This window comes from Streptomyces sp. NPDC028910 (assembly GCF_055564955.1).
Genome location: NZ_JBVHVF010000032.1, coordinates 68,956 through 90,880 on the forward strand (window position 1 = coordinate 68,956; position 21,925 = coordinate 90,880).

A 21,925-nucleotide genomic window follows, 5' to 3' on the forward strand; every position below is an offset into this window, starting at 1 on the left:
CCCGAGTCCTCTCTTCACGTTACGCGCGGGGGCCGCGGCTCACCTCCGCAGCGACCTCCCGTAGCCCGAGGCCAGCGGCATCCGCAGGCCCAGCGGCGGCGGCGCGGCCAGGGCGTCCGTCACCGGCCGCGAGTACCGCCCCGAGAGCACCGAGCCCAGCACGAAGTCCACGGCCAGGGCCACCACTTCCGCCTGGTGTTCGCGCAACCCGTGCCCGTCGGAGTGGACCTCGAACCGGCACGTCGTCCTGTTCGTCTTCTTCGCCCGCGCCGCCAGCCGGAAGGAGGTCTCCGGGTCGCTGCGCGCGTCGTTGGTGCCGTGCACGATCAACACCTGCCGGCCCGCCAGCTGTTTCACCGGTTCAGGGGAGTCCGCGGCGGCCGCCTCCGCCAGGCAGGGGGCCATGGCCAGAACCGAGTTGACGGCCCCGTGGCCCGCCGCCCGCAGCGCGGCCAGGCCGCCCGCGTCATAGCCGGCCAGGCACACCGGCACGTCCCCGTACCGCCGTACCGCCTCGTCCGCCGCCCACCGCGCCTGCTCCTCCCGGGATGACCCCCCGCCATGGATCACGGTGTGCGTGACCAGCCCGTCCGTCCCGCCCGCCCGGGCCAGCGCCCGCGCGAGCGGACGCAGTGGACCGGGGGAGAGTCTGGACGCTCCGGGGAGCAGGAGCACCACACCATTGACCGTCGAACCCGAGCCGTTCGCGCCGGCCGCCCGTCCCAGACGGGCCCCGCGCGCCGGCGGCGCATGCTGTGCCATGGCGGAACAGTCTCAGACCCGGAGGTGTACGCCATCCGTCCGCGCGGTCTCTGTTACATATCGACGGTCGCCGTCGGCCCCCCGCTCTACGCGCGTAGGAGTTAGAGTGCGCAGATGACGAGCGAGACCCCCACCCTGCCGACCCCGGATCAGATCCGCCGCGCCCCGAAGGTGCTGCTGCACGATCACCTCGACGGTGGACTGCGACCCGGCACCATCATCGAGCTGGCCCGCGAGGCCGGCTACGAGAGCCTCCCCGAGACCGACGCCGACAAGCTCGGCATCTGGTTCCGCGAAGCCGCCGACTCCGGCTCCCTCCCGCGCTACCTGGAGACCTTCGCGCACACCTGCGCGGTCATGCAGACGAAGGCGGCCCTCATCCGGGTCGCCGCCGAGTGCGCCGAGGACCTGGCCGAGGACGGCGTCGTGTACGCCGAGATCCGCTACGCCCCCGAGCAGCACCTGGAAGCCGGCCTGACCCTCGAAGAGGTCGTCGAGGCCGTGAACGACGGCTTCCGCGAGGGCGAGCGCCGCGCGAAGGCCAACGGCCACCGCATCCGCATCGGCGCGCTGCTGACGGCGATGCGCCACGCGGCCCGTGCGCTGGAGATCGCGGAGCTGGCCAACCGCTACCGCGACAACGGCGTCGTCGGCTTCGACATCGCCGGGGCCGAGGCCGGGTTCCCTCCCACCCGCCACCTCGACGCCTTCGAGTACCTCAAGCGCGAGAACAACCACTTCACCATCCACGCGGGCGAGGCCTTCGGCCTGCCGTCGATCTGGCAGGCCCTGCAGTGGTGCGGCGCCGACCGGCTCGGCCACGGCGTGAAGATCATCGATGACATCGAGGTCGCCGCCGACGGCTCCGTGAAGCTGGGGCGCCTGGCCTCGTACGTCCGGGACAAGCGCATCCCCCTGGAGATGTGCCCGACCTCGAACCTGCAGACGGCCGCGGCCGCCTCCTACGCCGAGCACCCGATCGGCCTGCTGCGGAAGCTGCACTTCAGGCTCACGGTCAACACCGACAACCGTCTGATGAGCGGCACCAGCATGAGCCGGGAGTTCGAGCACCTGGTCGAGACCTTCGGCTACTCGCTCGACGACATGCAGTGGTTCACCGTCAATGCGATGAAGTCCGCGTTCATTCCTTTCGATGAACGACTGGCCATGATCAATGAGGTGATCAAGCCGGGTTATGCGGAGCTGAAGTCGGAGTGGCTGTTCCAGCAGACGGCTTCCACCAGCGGTTCTGTTTCGGCGTAGGCCATGGCATGACGTACTGAAAGCGCCCGGGAGCGGCAATTCCCGGGCGCTTTCTCATATTTAAGGATGTTTGCGGGCGGGGGTTTGAAGTGACTAGTTTGCGGAGCCGCTCAATTCCCCGTCGCAAGGACACGTTTTCATGAAGCAGTCAGCTGCCAAGACCCTCGGTGTCGCCGCTCTCGGTGCCGCCTTCGCCGCCGTCGCCGCCGGTACCGCCTCCGCCGCCGTTCCGGCCGTCGGCCTGACCGACGCGCTGGGCACCGCCACAGGTGCCGTCCAGGGCCTCACCAGCCAGCAGCACATGGGCGCCGAGGAAGGCCAGCAGTCGAGCGACCCGGCTGCCGCGCTCGCCCCGGTGACCGGCCTGCTCGGCGGTCTGCCGACCAGCGGCCTCGGCGGCTGATACGTACGGGACCGTACGCGTGCACGCGTGGCGCACACCCCTTCGAACGGGTGGGCGCCACGTCGTGCCGTGTGCCACGATCACCACCAACTGCCCGCCGACGCACGGGGTACGAGGTCTTTGATCATGCGCATGAAGACACGAGCGACGATGGTCGCGCTGGTTCCCGCCCTGCTGTGCGCAGCCGTGGGATGCGGCGGTGCGGACACCCCCGCCCCGGGCAAGGCACCGGACCCCAAGGGCTCCGCGGGCCGGACCTCCGGCGCGCCCGGCGCCCCCGGGGAGTCGGCGGGATCGACGGGATCGACCGGACCGGCCGCGCCGAAGGCCGGTGGCAGCAAGCTGGAGCGGTCCGCGCTGGCGCAAGGCGACCTGCCCGGCTACCAGATCTCCGCCCAGGGCAAGAACCCCAATGCCCCGGACGGCCAGCCGCAGGCCGACAAGAAGGCCTGCCAGCCGCTGGCCGACATCATGGGCGACAAGCCCGACCCGGCCGCGCGCGAGACCGTCAACCGCGGCGTCGGCTCCCAGAAGCAGGTCGGGCTCGCCGTCTCCGCCTCCGTCAGCTCCTACGCCGAGAGCGACGCCAAGGCGCTGATCTCCCGGCTCAAGGCCGCCGTCGCCGCCTGCGGCACGGGCTTCTCCGCCACCGTGGAGAAGCAGACCGGCAGCTACCGCGACGTGCGGGCCGCCGCGTACCGCACGACCGGCGACGAGAGCGTCAGCTGGACCACGACCGCGGCCGCCCAGGGCGTCTCCGCGCAGGTCCACCTCGTCGTCGTACGCGAGGGCGGCACCGTCGTGCGGCTGATGGCCCTCAATGTGGCGGGCGCCCAGCAGCAGGCCGAGGTGCCGCAGGAAGTGGCCGACAAGCAGCTGGAAAAGGTCCGGAAGGCCGGCTGACCTGCCGACCGCACCTGCCGACTGGAGCTTCCGACCGGACCTGCCGACCGCATCTGCCGACCAGGCCGCTACCAGGCGGTCGAGGCGGACTTTTCGTTCGGCAGCAGCAGCCACAGCGCGATGTAGATCAGGAACTGCGGGCCGGGCAGCAGGCACGAGACGATGAATATGGCGCGCATCGCGTTCCCGGAAATTCCGAAACGCCGCGCCAGTCCGGCGCAGACTCCGCCGATCCAGCGGCCGTCACGGGGGCGGACCAAGGCGCTCATGAGGTTCTCCTTCGTCGGGATCGCTGCTTTGGAGTCAGCGCAGCGCGATGCCTCAATACTCGCGCTGGACCGCCGAGAGAACGTCGGTCCAGGGGCCGAGCCCGACCCTGGAAATCTTCGGGGTAGCCCCCTGATAAGCGGTGTGTGAACGTCGCAGCCGCGCCCGCAGCGCCGGTACAACGGCCGCGTGCGCGAGCAGCACACCCGTGGTGTTCAGCAGCACCGAATCCACGTCGGCGACCTGGCCGGCCACGGCGGTCTGGAGCATCTCGATGCACACGGAGACCAGCGCGCCCGCGGCCGAGGTCCGCGCCAGGGAGGACCACGCGGAGAGCGTCGACAGCGCGAGCCGCCCGCTGATCATCGGCAGGAGCACCCCGAGCGGGGCCAGCAGCGCCAGCCCCTCGCCGATCCTCCGGGCGGCCTCCAGCGGCCCGTAGGCGAGGTCCGTCCTGATCCCCTCCAGGGGGGTCAGATTGGCGGCCGCGGCCCAGGGCACGTCGAGCGGCCGCAGGGTCAGCCAGCCCACGACCAGGAGATGGGCGGCCAGCAGGACCCCGGCCAGGAGTCGCAGACGAAGGTGGATCGCGGTGGCGGTGGCGGCGTTGTCGCCGGCCTCATGACGCTGCACACCTGCGAGGACGTGCGAGGTGGTAGCCCCGGTTCCGCCCCGAAAGGGGTGTGGCACGGAGCACCGGCGCGCCGCGCGGGAAGCCCGGTCAGCGGGTGGCGACGAGGACGATCAGGAGCACCGCGCCGACGACGGCGGGCGCGATGATCTCGTACGACCAGTGCACGCGCACGCTGCCCTGGGCCCCGGCCCGCGAGGCGCCGCGCTCGGCCAGCCCCTGCAACTCGTCCACGATCCGGTCCGCACTGGCCCGCGGCGGCTGGGCCGGGGCGGTGGTCCTCGCTCCCGGGTCGCTCCCGCCGCGGCCGGAGCGCCCGCCGTGCTGCTGCCTCAGCTGCTGCCGGTTCGCCTTCTTCCGCTCCCGCAGCGAGACGGGCACGGACCAGAGCTGGTACTTCGACCCTTCGGCGAGCACCTCCGCCGAGTACCCGGCGCGCACCGCGTCCACGGCCGCCCAGGGCAGCTCGATGATCCGGAAGGGGTTCCGCACGCGCATCCGGTCGTCATTGGCGAACACGGCCGGGCGGATCGTGAAGGCCACCACCAGCGGTACGGCGCACAGCGCGACCGCCAGCGCGATGAAGGGGGTGTTCCCCGAGCCCCGCACCACGGCGTCGCCGCAGAGCCACACGATCAGCGCGAGCAGCATGACCCCCGTGACGACGCCCATGGAGGAGCGGTAGACCCGATCGTCGTGGACCGGCTCGTCGGTCGGCTGCTGCTGGCTGCTCATGGGGTCGATTCTGCCCCACCGCGCCGCCTGGGTGGATCAGCCCACGAGATCGGCGTACAGGACGGGCACGGCGGACGCGGGCGGTGTCGAAGGGGCCGATCGGTACGGCGGGCCGTGACGTCAAACGGCGGACAGGATTCCGATTGGATCCGGGGGAGGGGGTGACATGTTGCTACGCGCGTAGATATGCTCATCTGGTGACCATGCCCACCACCATCACCGCATTCGCTGACGTGACGACGTCCGACAGCGCGCTGCGCCGCTTCCTGCACGGGCTGCCCGGCGTCGACGCTGTCGGCCTGGAGGCCCGCGCGGCCTCCCTCGGTACCCGTTCGATCAAGACGACGGCCAAGGCGTACGCCATCGACCTCGCCATCTCGATGATCGACCTGACGACGCTGGAAGGCGCGGACACCCCGGGCAAGGTCCGGGCGCTCTCCGCCAAGGCCGTCCATCCCGATCCGACCGACCGCACGACTCCGATGACGGCCGCCGTCTGCGTCTATCCCGACATGGTGGCGACCGCCAAGGCCGCGCTGAACGGCGCCGACGTCAAGGTCGCCTCCGTCGCCACCGCCTTCCCGGCCGGCCGCGCCGCCCTGCCCGTCAAGCTCGCGGACACCCGTGACGCCGTCGCCGCCGGCGCCGACGAGATCGACATGGTCATCGACCGTGGCGCCTTCCTCGCCGGCCGCTACCTGGAGACGTACGAGCTGATCAAGGCCATCAAGGAGGCCTGCGTCCGCGAGGACGGCAGCGCCGCCCGCCTGAAGGTCATCTTCGAGACCGGCGAGCTGTCGACCTACGACAACATCCGCCGCGCCTCATGGATCGGCATGCTCGCGGGCGCCGACTTCATCAAGACGTCGACCGGCAAGGTGGGGGTCAACGCCACCCCGGCGAACACGCTGCTCATGCTCGAAGCCGTACGCGACTTCCGCGCGCAGACTGGAATCCAGATCGGCGTGAAGCCGGCCGGCGGCATCCGCACCACCAAGGACGCGATCAAGTTCCTGGTCCTGGTCAACGAGACCGTGGGCGAGGACTGGCTGAGCAACCACTGGTTCCGCTTCGGCGCCTCCAGCCTGCTCAACGACCTGTTGATGCAGCGCCAGAAGCTGAGCACCGGCCGTTACTCCGGTCCCGACTACGTGACGGTGGACTGATCACCATGGCATCTGTATTCGAGTACGCACCGGCTCCCGAGTCCCGCTCGGTCGTCGACATCGCCCCCTCCTACGGGCTCTTCATCGACGGTGAGTTCACCGACGCCGCCGACGGCAAGGTCTTCAAGACCGTCTCGCCGAGCAGCGAAGAGGTCCTGGCCGAGGTCGCCCAGGCGGGCGCCGCCGACGTGGACCGTGCCGTGAGGGCCGCCCGCAAGGCCTTCGAGAAGTGGTCCGCGCTGCCCGGCTCCGAGCGCGCCAAGTACCTCTTCCGCATCGCCCGGATCATCCAGGAGCGCAGCCGCGAGCTCGCCGTCCTGGAGACCCTGGACAACGGCAAGCCGATCAAGGAGACCCGCGACGCGGACCTCCCGCTGGTCGCCGCCCACTTCTTCTACTACGCGGGCTGGGCCGACAAGCTCGACCACGCGGGCTACGGACCGAACCCCCGCCCGCTCGGCGTGGCCGGCCAGGTCATCCCGTGGAACTTCCCGCTCCTGATGCTCGCGTGGAAGATCGCCCCGGCGCTCGCAACCGGCAACACGGTCGTCCTGAAGCCCGCCGAGACCACCCCCCTGTCGGCGCTCTTCTTCGCGGACATCTGCCGCCAGGCCGGGCTGCCCAAGGGCGTCGTCAACATCCTCACCGGCTACGGCGACGCGGGCGCGGCCCTCGTCGAGCACCCGGACGTCAACAAGGTCGCCTTCACCGGCTCGACGGCCGTGGGCAAGAAGATCGCCCGCCACGTCGCCGGCACCGACAAGAAGGTCACCCTGGAGCTGGGCGGCAAGGGCGCCAACATCGTCTTCGACGACGCCCCCGTCGACCAGGCCGTCGAGGGCATCGTCAACGGCATCTTCTTCAACCAGGGCCAGGTCTGCTGCGCGGGCTCCCGCCTGCTGGTCCAGGAGTCGATCCACGACGAGCTGCTGGACTCCCTCAAGCGCCGCCTGAGCACCCTGCGCCTGGGCGACCCGCTGGACAAGAACACCGACATCGGCGCCATCAACTCCGCCGAGCAGCTCGCCCGGATCACCGCGCTCGCCGAGACCGGGGAGGCCGAGGGCGCCGAGCGCTGGTCCCCGGCGTGCGAGCTGCCGTCCGCCGGCTACTGGTTCGCCCCGACGCTCTTCACGAACGTCACCCAGGCGCACACCGTCGCCCGCGACGAGATCTTCGGCCCCGTGCTGTCCGTGCTGACCTTCCGTACGCCCGACGAGGCGGTCGCCAAGGCCAACAACAGCCAGTACGGGCTTTCCGCCGGCATCTGGACGGAGAAGGGCTCGCGCATCCTCGCGGTCGCGAGCCAGCTCCGCGCCGGTGTGGTGTGGGCCAACACGTTCAACAAGTTCGACCCGACCTCGCCCTTCGGCGGCTACAAGGAGTCGGGCTTCGGTCGCGAGGGCGGCCGCCACGGCCTGGAGGGCTACCTCGATGTCTGAGTCTTCGACGTCTTCTGTGCGTCTGAGCGTCTTCAAGACCTACAAGCTGTACGTGGGCGGGAAGTTCCCGCGTTCCGAGAGCGGCCGGGTGTACGAGGTGACCGACTCAAAGGGCAAGTGGCTCGCCAACGCCCCCCTGTCGTCCCGCAAGGACGCGCGTGACGCGGTCGTCGCCGCCCGCAAGGCCTTCGGGGGCTGGTCGGGCGCGACCGCGTACAACCGCGGCCAGATCCTCTACCGCATCGCCGAGATGCTGGAGGGCCGCCGGGAGCAGTTCGTCCGCGAGGTCGGCGAGGCCGAGGGGCTGTCCAAGACGAAGGCCTCCGCCGTCGTGGACGCGGCCATCGACCGCTGGGTCTGGTACGCGGGCTGGACCGACAAGATCGGCCAGATCGTGGGCGGGGCCAACCCGGTCGCGGGCCCGTTCTTCAACCTCTCCACCCCCGAGCCGACGGGCGTGGTGGCGGTCGTCGCCCCGCAGGACTCGTCCTTCCTGGGCCTGGTCTCGGTGATCGCCCCGGTGATCGCGACGGGCAATACGGTCGTGGTCATCGCCAGCGAGAAGTCCCCGCTGCCGGCCCTCTCCCTGGGCGAGGTGCTGGCCACCTCCGACCTCCCCGGCGGCGTGGTCAACATCCTGTCCGGCAAGGCCGCCGAAATGGGCCCCCACCTGGCGTCCCACCAGGACGTCAACGCGATCGACCTGGCCGGAGCCGACACGGCGCTGGCCAAGGAGCTGGAGATCGCGGCGGCCGACAACCTCAAGCGCGTCCTGCGTCCACAGCCTGTGGACGACTGGAGCGCGGACCCGGGCACGTCCCGCATGACGGCGTTCCTGGAGACCAAGACCGTCTGGCACCCGACCGGGTCGCTGGGCGCGGGCGGCTCGTCGTACTGAGGCCCCGCCCCCACGAGACCGGCCCCGGCAGCGTCCCCCGCGCTGTCGGGGCCTTCGCGTCCCCCTTCCTCGGGGGAGAACGGGCTACTTGGGAAGGACCGGCCCGAGCAGTGAGGAGACGGCCGCGCCGGGCAGCTCGCCGACGGAGGGCCCCTGCGTCAGGACGCCGGTGACCATGCCGGTGCCGACGGCGGGGAAGTCCGCGACCTTCGTGGCGACGCCGTTGTCCAGCGGGTCCACGCCGGTGTGCGCGAGGGGGTTCACCTTGAGGTTCGCGATCGGATCGGTGACCCCGGCCAGGGCCGCCGGGACATCGAGCTCGCCGGCCTGGGCCCCGCCGGCGGCCATCGCCAGGGCCGCTCCGGCCATCGAGAGCGTCAGCCCCGCGGTGCGGAGCCGGCTCGGTACGGAATGCGGTACGGATGGGGCTGCGTGACGTGCCATGGGGTTCCCGCCTGAGGTCGTAGTCGCGTGCGCACGCAGCGTAGTTGACGTGTGATCCTGGATACCAACCGGTCACCGGAGGGATCCCCTACCCGGGGGAATGGTTCAGACTGGTGTCCCGTGAGCTGTCCTTCGCCTTCGCCGACCCGAGTCGTCCTGCTGACCGGTCCGTCGGGCTCCGGAAAATCCTCGCTGGCCGCCCGCTCAGGGCTGCCCGTGCTGCGCCTCGACGACTTCTACAAGGAGGGCGAGGACCCCACCCTCCCGCTGGTCGACGGCAGCTCCGACATCGACTGGGACTCCCCGCTGTCCTGGGACGCGGACGCGGCGGTCGCCGCGATCGCGCAGCTGTGCGCGGCGGGGCGGACGGACGTGCCGGTCTACGACATCGCCACCAGCTCCCGTACGGGCACGGACACCCTCGACATCGCCCGCACCCCGCTGTTCATCGCGGAGGGCATCTTCGCGGCGGACGTCGCGGCGCGCTGCCAGGAACTGGGGCTGCTCGCCGACGCGATCTGTCTGCGGGGGCGGCCGTCGACGACGTTCCGGCGCAGGCTGCTGCGCGATCTGCGCGAGGGCCGCAAGTCGCTGGCGTTCCTGCTGCGCAGGGGCTTTCGGCTGATGCGGGCGGAGCGGGGCATCGTGGCGCGGCACGTCGCGCTGGGCGCGCACGCCTGCGGCCGTGACGAGGCGCTCGGCCGCCTGGCCGCCGCCGCGGCAGGCCGCCACCGCGCCGCCGCTCCGGCGTAGCCATTTCACCCCCGCCGGCGTTTGAGCCGCACCTCCAGCCCCGCCGGCGTTTGAGCCGCACCTCCAGCCCCGCCGGCGTTTGAGCCGCGCCTCCAGCCCCGCCGGCGTTTGAGCCGCGCCTCCAGCCCCGCCGGCGTTTGAGGCGCGGGGTACGGGGCGGAGCCCCGGGCTGTGAGCCGCGCGGGATTTCGCTGCTGAACCCGCGGACGCGAAAAGGCGGGATCAGGCGGACCCCCGGCCGCTTGATCCCGCCTCTTCCCCCCCCGTGCCCCCCGTCCCACCCCCGTAGGACGGGCCCCCCGCCCGATGGTCTGTGTGCGCCGCCCTCAGGCGACGAGCTCCTCGAAGGACTCCGCCTCGTCGCGGCCGAAGCTCAGCGCCTCGTCCTCCCGCAGACGCCGCAGCGAGCGCCAGATGCTCGACTTCACCGTGCCGACGCTGATCCCGAGGATCTCCGCGATCTCCGGGTCCGTACGGCCCTCGTAGTAGCGCAGCACCAGCATCGTGCGCTGCGGCTCCGGGATGCGGGTCAGCGCCTGCCACAGCACCGCTCGCAGCTCCGTACCGCGCATCGCGTCCGTGTCGGAGGCCGTCTCCGGCAGCTCCTCCGTCGGGTACTCGTTCAGCTTCCGCCGACGCCACGCGCTGATGTGCAGGTTCGTCATCGTGCGGCGCAGGTAGCCGCCGACGGCCGCCTTGTCGCTGATCCGGTCCCAGGCGCGGTACGTGGAGAACAGCGCGCTCTGCAGCAGGTCCTCGGCCTCGTAGCGGTCGCCGGTGAGGTGGAAGGCCGTCGCGTACAGGGCGGCCCGCCGCTCCTGGACGTACGCCGTGAACTCCGCCTCGGACGTGGAGGACGGGGCCTGCTGTGCGGGAACCGCCTGGTACTGGTGTGCGTCAATGGCTACGACGTGGGCCGGCCGGGGACGGGCGACCGCCACCGTACGGACACCCGCCCGGCGGTTCACATCGTGCAGCCGCGTGACAACCGCGCTGGTGGTGGTGCTGTGCAGCGTGTTCATCTCGCGCCCCCCGTCGTGGAGTGTGTCTGCTTCGGTCCGTCGTGCGTTGATAGAAGACTGCCCGGCCGACTTAACCGGGGTGTCCGTCGACTGTCACAGGCCTGTCACAGCGACCTCCGGCAGGGCTCGGCAGGATCGCGCCTGCGTGACGGTCGAACTCCCGACGGCCGATGGGTCAGAATGAGCCCGTGCCTTTCCTGTTGCTGATCGAGGACGACGACGCCATCCGCACGGCCCTCGAACTCTCCCTGTCTCGCCAGGGCCACCGTGTGGCCACCGCGGCGACGGGCGAGGACGGCCTGAAACTGCTGCGCGAGCAGCGGCCGGATCTGATCGTGCTGGACGTGATGCTGCCCGGGATCGACGGTTTCGAGGTGTGCCGGCGGATCCGCCGCACCGACCAGCTGCCGATCATCCTGCTCACCGCGCGCAGCGACGACATCGACGTGGTCGTCGGCCTGGAGTCCGGGGCCGACGACTACGTGGTCAAGCCCGTCCAGGGCCGGGTCCTCGACGCCCGCATCCGGGCCGTACTGCGACGCGGCGAGCGCGAGTCGAGCGACTCCGCGAGCTTCGGCTCCCTCGTCATCGACCGGGCCGCCATGACGGTGACGAAGAACGGCGAGGACCTCCAGCTCACCCCGACCGAGCTGCGGCTGCTGCTCGAACTGAGCCGCCGGCCCGGGCAGGCCCTGTCGCGCCAGCAGCTGCTGCGCCTGGTCTGGGAGCACGACTACCTCGGCGACTCGCGGCTCGTCGACGCCTGTGTGCAGCGGCTGCGCGCCAAGATCGAGGACGTGCCGTCCTCGCCCACCCTGATCCGTACCGTCCGCGGCGTCGGCTACCGCCTGGACTCCCCGCAGTGATCCGGGCGTTGCTCGCGGGCCGGCGCTGGACCAGCCTGCGGCTGCGGCTCCTCTTCGTCTTCGCGCTGGTCGCGCTCACGGCCGCGGTCTCCGCGTCCGGGATCGCGTACTGGCTCAACCGGGAAGCGGTCCTCACCCGCACCCAGGACGCCGCCCTCGGCGACTTCCGGCGGGAGATGCAGGACCGGGCCGCCGCGCTGCCCGCCGAGCCGACGCAGGAGGAGCTGCAGCGCACCGCCGAGCTGATGGCGGCCAGCAGCCCCGGGTACAGCGTGCTGCTCGTACAGGTGGGCAAGGACAACCGGCAGGTCTTCGGCGCGGCGGGACCGGATTCCTTCGGGCTGGCCGACGTACCGAAGTCCCTGCAGCAGGCGGTGAACGACCGGCAGAAGACGACCGCGGCCAACGACGCCGAGTACCACATGTACTGGCAGCGCACGAAGCCGCGCGGCAATCCGTACCTGGTCGGCGGTACGCGGATCGTGGGCGGCGGGCTGACCGGCTACATGTACAAGTCGCTCGCACAGGAGCGGGACGACCTGAACGCGCTCGCCTGGTCGCTGACGATCGCGACCGGTCTCGCGCTGCTCGGCTCCGCGCTGCTGGCGCAGGCCGCGGCCCGTACCGTACTCAAGCCCGTGCAGCGGCTGGGAGACGCGGCGCGGCGGCTCGGCGAGGGCGAGCTGGACCACCGGCTGGAGGTGTCGGGTACGGACGAACTCGCCGACCTGTCGCGCACCTTCAACAAGACGGCCGAGGCGCTGGAGAAGAAGGTCGCCGACATGAGCGCGCGGGAGGAGGCGAGCCGGCGCTTCGTCGCGGACATGTCGCACGAACTGCGCACGCCGCTCACCGCGTTGACGGCGGTGGCCGAGGTGCTGGAGGAGGAGGTCGACGACCTCGATCCGATGATCGCACCGGCGGTGGCGCTGGTCGTCAGCGAGACCCGGCGCCTGAACGACCTGGTGGAGAACCTGATGGAGGTCACCCGCTTCGACGCGGGAACGGCCCGGCTGGTGCTGGACGACGTGAACGTCGCCGACCAGGTCACGGCCTGCATCGACGCGCGGGCCTGGCTCGACGCGGTCGAACTCGACGCCGAGCGGGACATCGTGGCCCGGCTCGACCCGCGCCGCCTCGACGTGATCCTGGCCAACCTCATCGGCAACGCGCTCAAGCACGGCGGCTCGCCGGTGCGGGTGTCGGTGACCGTGGAGGGGGAGTGGCTGGTGATCACGGTCCGGGACAACGGGCCGGGCATCCCCGAGGAGGTCCTGCCACACGTCTTCGACCGGTTCTACAAGGCGAGCGCGTCGCGGCCGAAGTCGGACGGGAGCGGGCTGGGCCTGTCGATCGCCGTCGAGAACGCGCACATCCACGGCGGCGACATCACCGCCGCCAACGCGCAGGGCGGTGGGGCGCTGTTCACGCTGCGGCTGCCGGTGGACGTGGGGAAGGTGATCGCGCGTGACCAGGATGCGTAGGGCTCTGCCGGTGCTGCCGGCCGTGCTGGTCCCGCTCGTCGGGATCGCTCTGCTCGCCACCTCGGGCTGCGGGATCCGGGCGACGACCGTGCCGGTGGACGTGGGTCCGGCGCCGTCACGGGTGTCGTGCGACACTCCGGCGCAGCCCGGCGGGCCGACCGGGGTGCCGGGCTTCCGGGCCACGGTGGAACTGGTCTGCGGATCGCAGCTGGTGGGCGTGGAGCGAGTGGTTCCGGTGCCCGAGAAGAAGCCCGTACGGGATCCCGTGGCCCTGGTCGCGCAGGCGCTGCTGGAGGCGCTGGAGCAGAAGCCGACCGCGGAGGAGCGGGACGCCGGTTTCACGACCGAGGTTCCGGCGGGCCTGACGGCGGGTGCGCCGCGGGCGGGGGACCCGGCGGGGACGGTGCGTCTGAGCCGTAAGCCGGAGGATCTGCCGCCGGTGGCGTTGTCGCAGATCGTGTGCACGCTGGCGGGCAGCGAGGCCATCTCGGCGGGGCCGGGGCCGGTGGTCCTGGGCGGGCCGGACGAGGATCCGCCGCGGGCGTGGGACTGCACGGACGCGGTGCGCTCGCGCCCGGAGTCGGTGCCGACACTGGGCGAGATCGTCCGCCCGGCCGCCGGCCCCTCGCCGGCGGCGTGAGGCTGTACGTCGTCGCGTGGCGCGGGCCCCCTATCTCCCCCTCGAGGGGGCGGGGGCCGGTCGGCGGCTGCCCACCCGCCCCCGTCTGCGGGTCCGGGGGGCTGGTGGGCGGTGTCTTGGCGGGACCTGATCAGGGAGGGTTTGGGGGTTTCCCGTCAGCCCCACTGTCTCTCCGGGCCGGGCCGCCCTGTCAAGGGCGCTCCTCCTTCGTCGTCGCGTCGCTTCGCGATGGCCTTCGGCCACCCTTGACATGGCGTCCCGCCCCGGAAAGACAAGGACTGCCGGGAAGCCCCCAAAGGAACGGTCACCGGGGTACGAGCCCATGAGCGGGGACATCAGCGATGGGCGGCCCGAGTGCCGGGGCCGAGTCGGAGCGAGACCCCGACCATTCCCGCGGCGGGAGCGGGGAGCGCGTCAAATCGCTACGCGCTCCTCGACGACGGCGTCTGCCGGCAGTCTTGGGCTCATATCTGCCGCCAGACGACGGCCAGGGCGGGGCGGGGAGCGTCCAGGCGCGTCAAATCGCTACGCGCTCCTCATGGTTCAGCGTCCGAGGGCCGTCTGGGACTGCTCGAATGCGTACGGTGTGCCCCGCTCCCGCAACTCCTCGGCATGACCGGCGAACCGGTCGAACATGCCTTCCTCGCCGTGTCGGCGCAGGTGGAACATGGGCGAGTCATGCCCGATCACGCGAGCGAGGTGAGGCGTGATGCGCCGCAGCGGGTCTGGCCAGTCTGCCCCGCCACCCGGCGGCCTCCGCTCTACACCGCATCGGCCGCCCCGGGAACGGCCCGGTGCATCACGCGCGGGTGGTCCGCCCCATGCACACCAGCCATGGCGACTCCGGCGAGGGCTGGACCGCCCCGATCTCCCGGTAGCCCCATCCCTCGTACAGCCGCATGACCTTTCCGTCGCCGGCGGCCGGGTTCACCATCAGCGTCGTGTATGGCTCGACTCGGCCGTCGAGGAGGACGTCATGCATGCGCCGAGCGAGCCCGACGCCACGCCATCCGGGGATGACGCCGATCTCTTTGACGGCGACGGTGTCCCGGGCGGTGAACCGTGCCGTAACGGGTACGGTCATGCGCTTCCACCAGCGGTCCCCGGGGGCGATGGTGTTTGCGTAGGCATAGCCGACCGCTTCGCCGCTGACCGGGTCGTGCGCTACGGCGATGGCCCACCCGGGTTCGGTGGCGTGCCGGTCCAGCCGGTCAAGGAAGACGTCCACCCTGTAGTTCGGGTGGTCGAGGAGGTCGTCACGAACCTGCGCGTACACGTCGCCGATCGTCTGCCGCAGCATGGGTGTCAGCGCCGAGTGGCGGCCTATGAGCGGGGCGGGTGAACTCATTGGGCCGCCACCTTCACCCGCACCATGTGCGAGCGCCACGCGGACGTATCGCCGCTCGACGGGGCGATCTCTTGCAGGCGGTCCCCGAACCTGGCGAGCATCACCGCCACCCGCGGGTGCCCCGCGGCCGCCTCGGCGGGCACGCTCATTGCGGTGGTCACGGCGGCCTTGACCTCCTTCTGTTCGAGCTGTGCCCGTGCGAGGCGGGCTGTGGTGATCGCCTTCGACCGAACCATGTGCGGCCGCAGACCGGCAAGACACCTGTGGCCGTGCGCTTCCGCCGTTGCCCAGTCGCCGAGCGAGGAGTACGCGGACAGGGCAAGGGAGTCGATCTCGGCCTGATCGTAGAAGGCATTCAGCCACACCGGCCGAAGCTCGGCAGTGTTGGCCCGGTGCATCGCATCCTGTGCCTGCCCGAACGCCCGCCGCACCGCGGCCCGGTCCCCGGCCGCCGCGTGGATCGCTGCCTGCCGCGCCAGCCCGAGCGACGCGAACAGCGGGTCACGGCGGGTGAGGGTGAGCCCGCGGGCCACGTCGTTCGCGGCAGCCGCGTCCGCCGGGCGTCCCATGTGCCGGTACATCGTCCCCGCGTGCGACCAGATCCGGAACTTGATCGCCGAATCACCGGACAGCTCGGCGAGTTCCTGTGCATGTCGCATGTGGCTGTTCGCGTCGCCGAACCGGCGGCCGTCGATCGCCGCCCACATCGCCGACGATCGGAACGACGCCGCCGACCCGTACAGGCTGGCCCGGACCCGCTGTGATGCCGACCCGGACGACTGAAGTGCAAGCGCTTCGTCGGCGAGGGCGGCCGCCTGCCGCTCGATGTCGAGCTGTCCACCGTGCCGGTGGTCGGAGGCGATGACGTCCGCGAACCGCTGGTGAATGAGCGCGACGTCCGCCATGCCCACTCGCCGCGGCGCGGCCGTTGTCGGTGGCACCCTCCCGGACGATGCGGCAGCCGCTGCGGTGGCGCAGGTGAGGAAGGCGCGGCGGTCCATGGGCGGCTCCTGGAACTGGGTACGGGTACGGCGCGAGAAACCTAAGGCGAGAGAAGTGCGCCCACTGATCAGCTCCAGCGCCGCGAGCTGGGCCCCCTTCGGGCAGCGCACGCGCCCCGACCGCCACCCCCGGATGCTGGAATCGTCCAGCCCGCCCGGCTTCCCGGTCAGTTCACCGACCATGCGATTGACCAGGGCGGCGAGTTCGCGAGAGCTGTAGCCCACCTCTCGCATCCATGCCGCTAATGCGTGGTTTGGCGCTGTGTCCATACGCCCCTACGGTAGCCCGTCCAACTCCGGCGCATCAGGTAAACGAACGGTCAAATCGCCCTAGACGGCGTGCCGTTGAACGCCCACGATCGCCCTACCGTCGCCGCTTCTACGGCGCTTAGCTGTCTGTACCGACAGCGCCACTGCGCGTAACTGCCCGGAGGGACTGGCGACATGACCCCAGCTGCATGCACCGACGACACTGAACCTTCCGCATGAGCGGCCCACGCGCGTGGATCGGCGACCTGGTCAAGGACGAAGACGGTCAGGTCGCCATCGTCACCGACGTGGCGGGAGGCGCCGTGTGGGTTCTGCGTCCCGCTGACGCACTCCTGGCGCCGCAGTGGATCACCACGGACCCCGACAGCCTGTCAGTCATCCAGACGCGCGCCGATCGCGTGCGTCGCCCCTGAACCGCCCCGCGATTCCATCCGACCAATGGAGGTAAGCGTGTTCGTCCACTCCGACCGGCTCCCCGCCGGCAGCCCCCTGCCCATGGGCCACAACACTCCGACCCCGTGGGGCGTACAGCGTATGGCCGCGTACCCGGCCATGTCCCGCGGCTACGGCCGTGCCGAGATCGACCCCACCACGCAGACGGCCCGCTACTTCGACCACGACGGACAGCCGATGACGATGCCGGGCCACGGCACCAGTACCGGCACCAACCCGGCCACCAACACTGGCAACCCCTCCGACGGCTCCAGCGGCGGCGGCTCCGGCGGCGGGGACCAGGACACCGGGAACGACAGCGACCAGTGACCCACTCCGGTCCGGTGCTGGTCGTCACCATGATCGACGACCCCACGGCCGACCTGGTGATTCACGAGCTGCACGGCCGGGGCCTCCCGGTCGTGCGGCTCGACTCCGGGGACTTCCCCGCCACCTTGTCGTTCGCGGCCTACATCACGGCGGACGGGATCGAAGGATCACTGTCCACCCCGACCCGCACGGCGGATCTCTCCCGCGTCCGGTCGCTGTATTACCGGCGGCCGTCCGGGTTCGCCTTCCCCCACCTGCCCGAGCATGACGCGCGGTTCGCCACCACACAGGCCCGCTACGGCCTCGGCGGAACGCTCGCCTCCCTGCCTGGCTGCCTCTACGTCAACCACCCCCACCGCATCGGCGACGCCGAGTTCAAACCGTCCGGACTCGCCGCCGCTGTGAAGGCTGGATTCCAGGTCCCGCCCACGTGTATCACCTCCGCCCCGGCCGCCGCCCGCGCGTTCATCACCGCTCACGAACAGGTGATTTACAAGCCGTTGTCCGCGCCGCTCTACCGCGTTGACGGCGTCTCCTGCACCGTCGAGGTACGGGAGGTGACTGCAGAGGAGATCGACGATCGGGTGACCGGTACCGCTCATCTCTTCCAGCAGCGCATCGATAAGACGGCGGATGTCCGCGTGACCGTCATCGGCGACCAGGTGTACGCGGTCCGTATTGACTCCGGACTGCTGGACTGGCGAACCGACTACGACCAGCTCACCTACACCGTGGTCCAACCCCCGCCCGGCATCGCCGCCGCCCTCACGCGCTACCTGTCCCTGTTCGGGCTGGTCTTCGGCGCTTTCGACTTCGCCATTGATCGCACGGGTACATGGTGGTTCCTCGAATGCAACCCCTCCGGCCAGTGGGCATGGCTGGAGCCGGAAACCGGCCTTCCCATGGTCGCGGCCATGGCTGACCTTCTCGAAAGGACCAGCGGATGAGCGACGACGCCGCCGAGCTGCGGCTGCGGCTCGCAGAGCACCTCACTGGTGCCGGCCACCTGCGCACCGAACCGTGGCGCCGCGCGGTGGAGTCCGTGCCACGTCACGAGTTCCTGCGCGGCGGTTACTTCAAGCGGATCGATACCCCCGGCCACCCGACCGCATGGGCGCCGGTCATGCCGCAGGACCCGCCGTGGCTGGGGTCCTGCTACGCGGATGAATCCCTCGTCACGCAGATCGCCGGCACGATCGTCCCAGGCGACCTGCGCGGCGAGATCATGCGCCTGCCGACGTCGTCCAGCACACTGCCCTCCCTGGTGGTGCGGATGCTCGAAGACCTCCATGTCGAGGCCGGGCACCGGCTTCTCCTCGTCGGTGGCGGCACCGGCTACTCCACCGCCCTCGCCTGCCACCGCCTCGGGGACGACAACGTCACGGCTGTCGAGATCGACCCGGATGTCACCAGCCGCGCCCGTGCCGCGCTCGGCGCGTGCGGCTACCTTCCCACCGCGGTCATCGGCGACGGCCTCGAAGGATGGAAGGACGGCAGCCCGTATGACCGGATCGTCGTCTACTGCGGAACGGTCACCGTGCCGCCCGCGTGGATTGAGCAGGCCCGGCCCGGCGGGATCATCCTCGCCACCGTCGGCGGGTGGATGTACTCCTCTGAGCTCGCACGCCTCACCGTCAAGGGCGACGGCACCGCCACGGGCCGGTTCCTCGACGGCCGGAACTCTTTCATGCTCGCTCGCCCCCAGACACCGCCCCCGCTCGGCATGCTTCCGGACATCGACCAGGGGGACGAACGAACCGCCGACCTCGGCGCGGACGTCCTCGAAGACTGGGACACCCGTTTCGTTGCCCAGCTCGCAGCTCCCAGCTCGCAGCACATGACCGTGGACCGCGACGGTCGCACCGAACACGTCCTCCTCGACGTCGAAGCAGGCGCATGGGCCGCACTCCGGCACGACGGCGGCCGGTGGCTGGTACGGCAAGGCGGCCCGGACAACCTGTGGGACCGGATCACCGACTACGTCACCCGGTGGCGCGACGACGGCGCCCCCGGCCTCGACCGGTTCGACATCACCGTCACGCCCGAAGGACAAACCATCACCTGGCGGCCCTGACACGCGGACGGCGACGGCCCCCCGGGCCGGACGGGGCTCGGGGGGCCGTCAGACTGCTGGGCCGGGCTAGATGCCGGCCGCCACCGCCAGGTCCTTCTTGATCGCGTCCAGGATCTCCTGGCCGCGGGTGCGGGCCGGGGTGAGGTCGGAGGCCTCGGGGACCGGGACCACCACCTCCAGGTAGCACTTCAGCTTCGGCTCCGTGCCCGACGGGCGCACGATCACCCGGGCCTTGTAGTCGCCGTCCAGGTAGTAGCGCAGGCCGTCCGTCGGCGGGAGGGCGGCCGAGCCGACCGATAGGTCCTCCGCAGAGGTGACGCGCAGGCCCGCCAGGGAGGTCGGGGGCTGCGCGCGCAGCGCGGACATCGCCGAGGCGATGATCGACAGGTCCGAGACGCGGACCGACAGCTGGTCGGTGGCGTGCAGGCCGTGGGCCATCGCCAGGTCGTCCAGCAGGTCGGTCAGGGTGCGGCCCTGCTCCTTCAGCTCCGAGGCGAGCTCGGCCACCAGCAGGGCGGCGGTGACGCCGTCCTTGTCGCGGACGCCCTCGGGGTCCACGCAGTAGCCGAGCGCCTCCTCGTAGCCGTAGCGCAGGCCCTCGACGCGGGAGATCCACTTGAAGCCCGTGAGGGTCTCCTCGTACGGCAGGTCCGCCGCCTCGGCGATCCGGCCGAGGAGGGAGGAGGAGACGATGGACTCCGCGAAGGTGCCGCGCGCTCCCTTGTGCACCAGGTGCGCCGCCAGCAGCGCGCCGACCTCGTCGCCGCGCAGCATCCGCCAGCCGGAGGGAGCCGCGTCGTCCGGTACGGCCACCGCGCAGCGGTCCGCGTCCGGGTCGTTGGCGATCACGATGTCCGGGTTGGCCTCGGCGGCCTTCGCGAAGGCCAGGTCCATCGCGCCCGGCTCCTCCGGGTTGGGGAAGGCCACCGTCGGGAAGGCCGGGTCCGGCTCGGCCTGCTCGGCGACCAGCACCGGGGTCGGGAAGCCGGCCCGGGCGAAGGCGGCCATGACGACCTCCTTGCCGACGCCGTGCATGGCCGTGTAGACGGTCCGCACGCCCCGGGGGGACCCGGGGGTCAGGACGGCGTCCGTACGGGCCAGGTAGGCCTCCAGGACCTCGTCGCCGAGGTCCTCCCAGCCGGACTCCGGGCGGGGGACCGAGTCGAGCGTGTCGACGCGGGCGATCTCGGCCGCGATCTCCCCGTCCGCCGGGGAGACGATCTGGCAGCCGTCGCCGAGGTAGACCTTGTAGCCGTTGTCCCGGGGCGGGTTGTGGCTCGCGGTCACCTCGACGCCGGCGACGGCCCCCAGGTGCCTTATGGCGTACGCGAGGACGGGCGTCGGCAGCGGGCGGGGCAGGACGGCCGCGCGCAGCCCGGCGCCGGTCATGACGGCCGCGGTGTCGCGGGCGAAGTCCGCCGACTTGTAGCGGGCGTCGTAGCCGACGACGACCAGGCCGCCGGCGTGGCCCTGGGCCTTCAGGTAAGCCGCGAGGCCCGCCGCGGCCCGGATGACCACGGAGCGGTTCATCCGCATCGGGCCCGCGCCGATCTCACCGCGCAGTCCGGCCGTGCCGAACTGCAGGGTGCCGGAGAAACGGTCCGCGAGCTCCGCCGTGTCGCCCGCCTCGATGAGCGCCGCGAGCTCGGCCGCCGTCTCCGGGTCCGGGTCCTCCGCTAGCCAGGCCTGGGCCCGGGTGATCAGGTCGTCCTGTTCCTGCACTACTTCCGCCTTACCTCTCGTACGGTCCGGTGCCTCAGATGCGGGCGAGGACCTGGGTCAGCAGCTTGCCCATGCGCGCGGCCGAGTCGCGGCCGGCCTGGAGAACCTCTTCGTGGTTCAGCGGCTCGCCGGAGATGCCCGCCGCCAGGTTGGTGACCAGGGAGATGCCGAGCACGTCGGCGCCGGCCTCACGGGCCGCGATGGCCTCCAGCACGGTGGACATGCCGACCAGGTCGGCGCCCATGACGCGGATCATGTTGATCTCGGCCGGGGTCTCGTAGTGCGGGCCGGGGAACTGGACGTAGACGCCCTCTTCGAGGCTCGGGTCGATCTCCTTGCACATCGCCCGCAGCTTGGGCGAGTACAGGTTCGTGAGGTCCACGAAGTTCGCGCCGACGATCGGCGAGGTGGCCGTCAGGTTGAGGTGGTCGCTGATCAGGACCGGCTGACCGGGCTTCATGCCCTCGCGCAGGCCACCGCAGCCGTTGGTGAGGACGACGGTCTTGCAGCCCGCCGCGACGGCCGTACGGACGCCGTGGGCGACGGCGGCGACGCCGCGGCCCTCGTAGTAATGGGTCCGGCCGAGGAAGAGCAGCGCGCGCTTGTCGCCGATCTTGTACGAGCGGATCTTGCCGCCGTGGCCCTCGACGGCGGGCGGCGGGAAGCCGGGCAGCTCGGTGACGGGGAACTCGAACTCGGGGGCGCCGAGCGCCTCGGCGGCGGGGGCCCAGCCGGAGCCCATGACGAGCGCGACATCGTGGGATTCGACGCCGGTCAGCTCGCGCAGGCGGGCGGCTGCGGCGTCGGCGGCGGCGAAGGGGTCGGTAACAGATGCGTTCACGCGGACGAGCGTAGCCGCTCTCGGCCTACGCGCGTAGATGGCACAGCTCACGGTGTTCGGATCGTTGCCTTGTCGTTTCCGACCAAATGTCCCCGACGGTGGGGCGGGGTATGTGCGGGGGCTGGTGGGGGTGGGGGGCGGGTGCGGCGCCGTTGCGGGGGGGGGGGGGGGGGGGGGGGGGGGGGGGGGGGGGGGGGGGGGGGGGGGGGAGGGGGGGGGGGGGGGGAA

25 protein-coding genes are annotated in these 21,925 nt (G+C 71.3%); 14 read left to right on the forward strand and 11 right to left on the reverse strand.

The window, feature by feature from the left end; translation table 11 throughout:
* Positions 1 to 39: 39 nt before the first annotated feature.
* A complete protein-coding gene (locus ACZ4TV_RS29395; protein ID WP_468138110.1) occupies positions 40 to 762 on the reverse strand; it encodes a prolyl oligopeptidase family serine peptidase in 723 nt (240 codons plus the stop codon).
* Between the two features lie 114 nt (positions 763 to 876).
* On the opposite strand from ACZ4TV_RS29395, the gene ACZ4TV_RS29400 reads away from it, so the two are divergent.
* The 3 genes from ACZ4TV_RS29400 (at position 877) to ACZ4TV_RS29410 (ending at position 3,331) form a co-directional block, all read left to right on the forward strand.
* A complete protein-coding gene (locus ACZ4TV_RS29400) occupies positions 877 to 2,025 on the forward strand; it encodes an adenosine deaminase (RefSeq protein ID WP_468138111.1) in 1,149 nt (382 codons plus the stop codon).
* A 139-nt stretch (positions 2,026 to 2,164) separates the two neighbouring features.
* On the forward strand, positions 2,165 to 2,428 hold the full coding sequence (locus tag ACZ4TV_RS29405) for a hypothetical protein (protein WP_468138112.1): 264 nt from the start codon (positions 2,165 to 2,167) through the stop codon (positions 2,426 to 2,428).
* A 132-nt stretch (positions 2,429 to 2,560) separates the two neighbouring features.
* Positions 2,561 to 3,331, forward strand: coding sequence for a hypothetical protein (locus ACZ4TV_RS29410; RefSeq protein WP_468138113.1), 771 nt, complete (start codon positions 2,561 to 2,563; stop codon positions 3,329 to 3,331).
* A 68-nt stretch (positions 3,332 to 3,399) separates the two neighbouring features.
* Here the strand turns inward: ACZ4TV_RS29410 and ACZ4TV_RS29415 are convergent, their stop codons facing one another.
* The 3 genes from ACZ4TV_RS29415 to ACZ4TV_RS29425 form a co-directional block, all read right to left on the reverse strand.
* A complete protein-coding gene (locus ACZ4TV_RS29415) occupies positions 3,400 to 3,600 on the reverse strand; it encodes a PspC domain-containing protein (protein ID WP_468138114.1) in 201 nt (66 codons plus the stop codon).
* Positions 3,601 to 3,652: 52 nt separating this feature from the next.
* Positions 3,653 to 4,231: a VanZ family protein gene (locus ACZ4TV_RS29420; RefSeq protein ID WP_468138115.1), complete on the reverse strand. Its 579-nt coding sequence runs from the start codon at positions 4,229 to 4,231 to the stop codon at positions 3,653 to 3,655.
* Positions 4,232 to 4,319: 88 nt separating this feature from the next.
* Complete coding sequence (locus tag ACZ4TV_RS29425) at positions 4,320 to 4,964, reverse strand: PH domain-containing protein (protein WP_468138116.1); 645 nt, start codon at positions 4,962 to 4,964, stop codon at positions 4,320 to 4,322.
* Between the two features lie 203 nt (positions 4,965 to 5,167).
* Between ACZ4TV_RS29425 and deoC the strand changes: the two genes are divergently transcribed.
* From deoC to ACZ4TV_RS29440, 3 genes are read left to right on the forward strand one after another with little or no spacing between them, the layout of a single operon-like run.
* The gene (gene deoC, locus ACZ4TV_RS29430) at positions 5,168 to 6,130 is read left to right on the forward strand and encodes a deoxyribose-phosphate aldolase (RefSeq protein ID WP_468138139.1); all 963 of its coding nucleotides are present in this window, start codon (positions 5,168 to 5,170) and stop codon (positions 6,128 to 6,130) included.
* A gap of 5 nt (positions 6,131 to 6,135) precedes the next feature.
* Complete coding sequence (locus ACZ4TV_RS29435; RefSeq protein WP_468138117.1) at positions 6,136 to 7,572, forward strand: aldehyde dehydrogenase family protein; 1,437 nt, start codon at positions 6,136 to 6,138, stop codon at positions 7,570 to 7,572.
* Positions 7,565 to 8,470 (forward strand): aldehyde dehydrogenase family protein, encoded by a 906-nt coding sequence (locus tag ACZ4TV_RS29440; RefSeq protein WP_468138119.1) that lies wholly within the window; start codon positions 7,565 to 7,567, stop codon positions 8,468 to 8,470. The genes ACZ4TV_RS29435 and ACZ4TV_RS29440 overlap by 8 nt, the downstream gene beginning before the upstream one ends.
* An 84-nt stretch (positions 8,471 to 8,554) precedes the next feature.
* On the opposite strand, the gene ACZ4TV_RS29445 is transcribed toward ACZ4TV_RS29440, so the two are convergent.
* The gene (locus ACZ4TV_RS29445) at positions 8,555 to 8,914 is read right to left on the reverse strand and encodes a hypothetical protein (RefSeq protein ID WP_468138120.1); all 360 of its coding nucleotides are present in this window, start codon (positions 8,912 to 8,914) and stop codon (positions 8,555 to 8,557) included.
* Positions 8,915 to 8,968: 54 nt separating this feature from the next.
* On the opposite strand from ACZ4TV_RS29445, the gene ACZ4TV_RS29450 reads away from it, so the two are divergent.
* Positions 8,969 to 9,667, forward strand: coding sequence for a uridine kinase (locus tag ACZ4TV_RS29450; RefSeq protein ID WP_468138140.1), 699 nt, complete (start codon positions 8,969 to 8,971; stop codon positions 9,665 to 9,667).
* A gap of 326 nt (positions 9,668 to 9,993) precedes the next feature.
* Here ACZ4TV_RS29450 and ACZ4TV_RS29455 read toward each other — a convergent pair whose 3' ends face one another.
* Positions 9,994 to 10,689, reverse strand: coding sequence for a SigE family RNA polymerase sigma factor (locus ACZ4TV_RS29455; RefSeq protein WP_468138121.1), 696 nt, complete (start codon positions 10,687 to 10,689; stop codon positions 9,994 to 9,996).
* A 188-nt stretch (positions 10,690 to 10,877) separates the two neighbouring features.
* On the opposite strand from ACZ4TV_RS29455, the gene afsQ1 reads away from it, so the two are divergent.
* From afsQ1 to ACZ4TV_RS29470, 3 genes are read left to right on the forward strand one after another with little or no spacing between them, the layout of a single operon-like run.
* Positions 10,878 to 11,555, forward strand: coding sequence for a two-component system response regulator AfsQ1 (gene afsQ1 / locus ACZ4TV_RS29460; RefSeq protein WP_468138122.1), 678 nt, complete (start codon positions 10,878 to 10,880; stop codon positions 11,553 to 11,555).
* Positions 11,552 to 13,039 (forward strand): ATP-binding protein, encoded by a 1,488-nt coding sequence (locus ACZ4TV_RS29465; RefSeq protein WP_468138124.1) that lies wholly within the window; start codon positions 11,552 to 11,554, stop codon positions 13,037 to 13,039. The genes afsQ1 and ACZ4TV_RS29465 overlap by 4 nt, the downstream gene beginning before the upstream one ends.
* Positions 13,032 to 13,679, forward strand: coding sequence for a GerMN domain-containing protein (locus ACZ4TV_RS29470; protein ID WP_468138141.1), 648 nt, complete (start codon positions 13,032 to 13,034; stop codon positions 13,677 to 13,679). Before ACZ4TV_RS29465 ends, ACZ4TV_RS29470 begins: the two co-directional genes overlap by 8 nt.
* A gap of 543 nt (positions 13,680 to 14,222) precedes the next feature.
* On the opposite strand, the gene ACZ4TV_RS29475 is transcribed toward ACZ4TV_RS29470, so the two are convergent.
* The 3 genes from ACZ4TV_RS29475 to ACZ4TV_RS29485 form a co-directional block, all read right to left on the reverse strand.
* Positions 14,223 to 14,369 carry a hypothetical protein gene (locus tag ACZ4TV_RS29475; RefSeq protein ID WP_468138125.1) on the reverse strand — a complete coding sequence of 49 codons (147 nt, stop codon included), beginning with the start codon at positions 14,367 to 14,369 and terminating at the stop codon, positions 14,223 to 14,225.
* 109 nt (positions 14,370 to 14,478) lie between these two features.
* The gene (locus ACZ4TV_RS29480; RefSeq protein WP_468138126.1) at positions 14,479 to 15,027 is read right to left on the reverse strand and encodes a GNAT family N-acetyltransferase; all 549 of its coding nucleotides are present in this window, start codon (positions 15,025 to 15,027) and stop codon (positions 14,479 to 14,481) included.
* Positions 15,024 to 16,262: an XRE family transcriptional regulator gene (locus ACZ4TV_RS29485; protein WP_468138142.1), complete on the reverse strand. Its 1,239-nt coding sequence runs from the start codon at positions 16,260 to 16,262 to the stop codon at positions 15,024 to 15,026. Before ACZ4TV_RS29485 ends, ACZ4TV_RS29480 begins: the two co-directional genes overlap by 4 nt.
* 251 nt (positions 16,263 to 16,513) lie before the next feature.
* Here ACZ4TV_RS29485 and ACZ4TV_RS29490 point away from each other — a divergent pair, with 251 nt between their 5' ends.
* Genes ACZ4TV_RS29490 through tgmC form a run of 4 tightly spaced genes read left to right on the forward strand, consistent with a single transcriptional unit; the run spans position 16,514 to position 19,134 of the window.
* Entirely contained in the window at positions 16,514 to 16,711 is a 198-nt protein-coding gene (locus ACZ4TV_RS29490; RefSeq protein WP_468138127.1) for a hypothetical protein, read from the forward strand.
* 37 nt (positions 16,712 to 16,748) lie between these two features.
* A complete protein-coding gene (gene tgmA / locus ACZ4TV_RS29495; protein ID WP_468138128.1) occupies positions 16,749 to 17,060 on the forward strand; it encodes a putative ATP-grasp-modified RiPP in 312 nt (103 codons plus the stop codon).
* Positions 17,057 to 18,007 carry an ATP-grasp ribosomal peptide maturase gene (gene tgmB, locus ACZ4TV_RS29500; protein ID WP_468138129.1) on the forward strand — a complete coding sequence of 317 codons (951 nt, stop codon included), beginning with the start codon at positions 17,057 to 17,059 and terminating at the stop codon, positions 18,005 to 18,007. Before tgmA ends, tgmB begins: the two co-directional genes overlap by 4 nt.
* The gene (gene tgmC, locus ACZ4TV_RS29505; protein WP_468138130.1) at positions 18,004 to 19,134 is read left to right on the forward strand and encodes an ATP-grasp peptide maturase system methyltransferase; all 1,131 of its coding nucleotides are present in this window, start codon (positions 18,004 to 18,006) and stop codon (positions 19,132 to 19,134) included. The genes tgmB and tgmC overlap by 4 nt, the downstream gene beginning before the upstream one ends.
* Before the next feature lie 66 nt (positions 19,135 to 19,200).
* Here the strand turns inward: tgmC and ACZ4TV_RS29510 are convergent, their stop codons facing one another.
* Positions 19,201 to 20,856 (reverse strand): phospho-sugar mutase, encoded by a 1,656-nt coding sequence (locus ACZ4TV_RS29510; protein ID WP_468138131.1) that lies wholly within the window; start codon positions 20,854 to 20,856, stop codon positions 19,201 to 19,203.
* Between the two features lie 34 nt (positions 20,857 to 20,890).
* The gene (locus tag ACZ4TV_RS29515; protein ID WP_468138132.1) at positions 20,891 to 21,697 is read right to left on the reverse strand and encodes a purine-nucleoside phosphorylase; all 807 of its coding nucleotides are present in this window, start codon (positions 21,695 to 21,697) and stop codon (positions 20,891 to 20,893) included.
* Positions 21,698 to 21,925: the final 228 nt, after the last annotated feature.

Coding starts and splice junctions, on each gene's coding strand:
- ACZ4TV_RS29490 (WP_468138127.1), top strand. CDS start 16,514: ATGAGCGGCCCACGCGCGTGGATCGGCGACCTGGTCAAGGACGAAGAC.
- ACZ4TV_RS29480 (WP_468138126.1), bottom strand. CDS start 15,027: ATGAGTTCACCCGCCCCGCTCATAGGCCGCCACTCGGCGCTGACACCC.
- ACZ4TV_RS29435 (WP_468138117.1), top strand. CDS start 6,136: ATGGCATCTGTATTCGAGTACGCACCGGCTCCCGAGTCCCGCTCGGTC.
- ACZ4TV_RS29470 (WP_468138141.1), top strand. CDS start 13,032: ATGCGTAGGGCTCTGCCGGTGCTGCCGGCCGTGCTGGTCCCGCTCGTC.
- ACZ4TV_RS29400 (WP_468138111.1), top strand. CDS start 877: ATGACGAGCGAGACCCCCACCCTGCCGACCCCGGATCAGATCCGCCGC.
- ACZ4TV_RS29415 (WP_468138114.1), bottom strand. CDS start 3,600: ATGAGCGCCTTGGTCCGCCCCCGTGACGGCCGCTGGATCGGCGGAGTC.
- ACZ4TV_RS29440 (WP_468138119.1), top strand. CDS start 7,565: ATGTCTGAGTCTTCGACGTCTTCTGTGCGTCTGAGCGTCTTCAAGACC.
- ACZ4TV_RS29405 (WP_468138112.1), top strand. CDS start 2,165: ATGAAGCAGTCAGCTGCCAAGACCCTCGGTGTCGCCGCTCTCGGTGCC.
- ACZ4TV_RS29425 (WP_468138116.1), bottom strand. CDS start 4,964: ATGAGCAGCCAGCAGCAGCCGACCGACGAGCCGGTCCACGACGATCGG.
- tgmC (WP_468138130.1), top strand. CDS start 18,004: ATGAGCGACGACGCCGCCGAGCTGCGGCTGCGGCTCGCAGAGCACCTC.
- ACZ4TV_RS29410 (WP_468138113.1), top strand. CDS start 2,561: ATGAAGACACGAGCGACGATGGTCGCGCTGGTTCCCGCCCTGCTGTGC.
- ACZ4TV_RS29455 (WP_468138121.1), bottom strand. CDS start 10,689: ATGAACACGCTGCACAGCACCACCACCAGCGCGGTTGTCACGCGGCTG.
- ACZ4TV_RS29395 (WP_468138110.1), bottom strand. CDS start 762: ATGGCACAGCATGCGCCGCCGGCGCGCGGGGCCCGTCTGGGACGGGCG.
- ACZ4TV_RS29485 (WP_468138142.1), bottom strand. CDS start 16,262: ATGCGAGAGGTGGGCTACAGCTCTCGCGAACTCGCCGCCCTGGTCAAT.
- ACZ4TV_RS29445 (WP_468138120.1), bottom strand. CDS start 8,914: ATGGCACGTCACGCAGCCCCATCCGTACCGCATTCCGTACCGAGCCGG.
- deoC (WP_468138139.1), top strand. CDS start 5,168: ATGCCCACCACCATCACCGCATTCGCTGACGTGACGACGTCCGACAGC.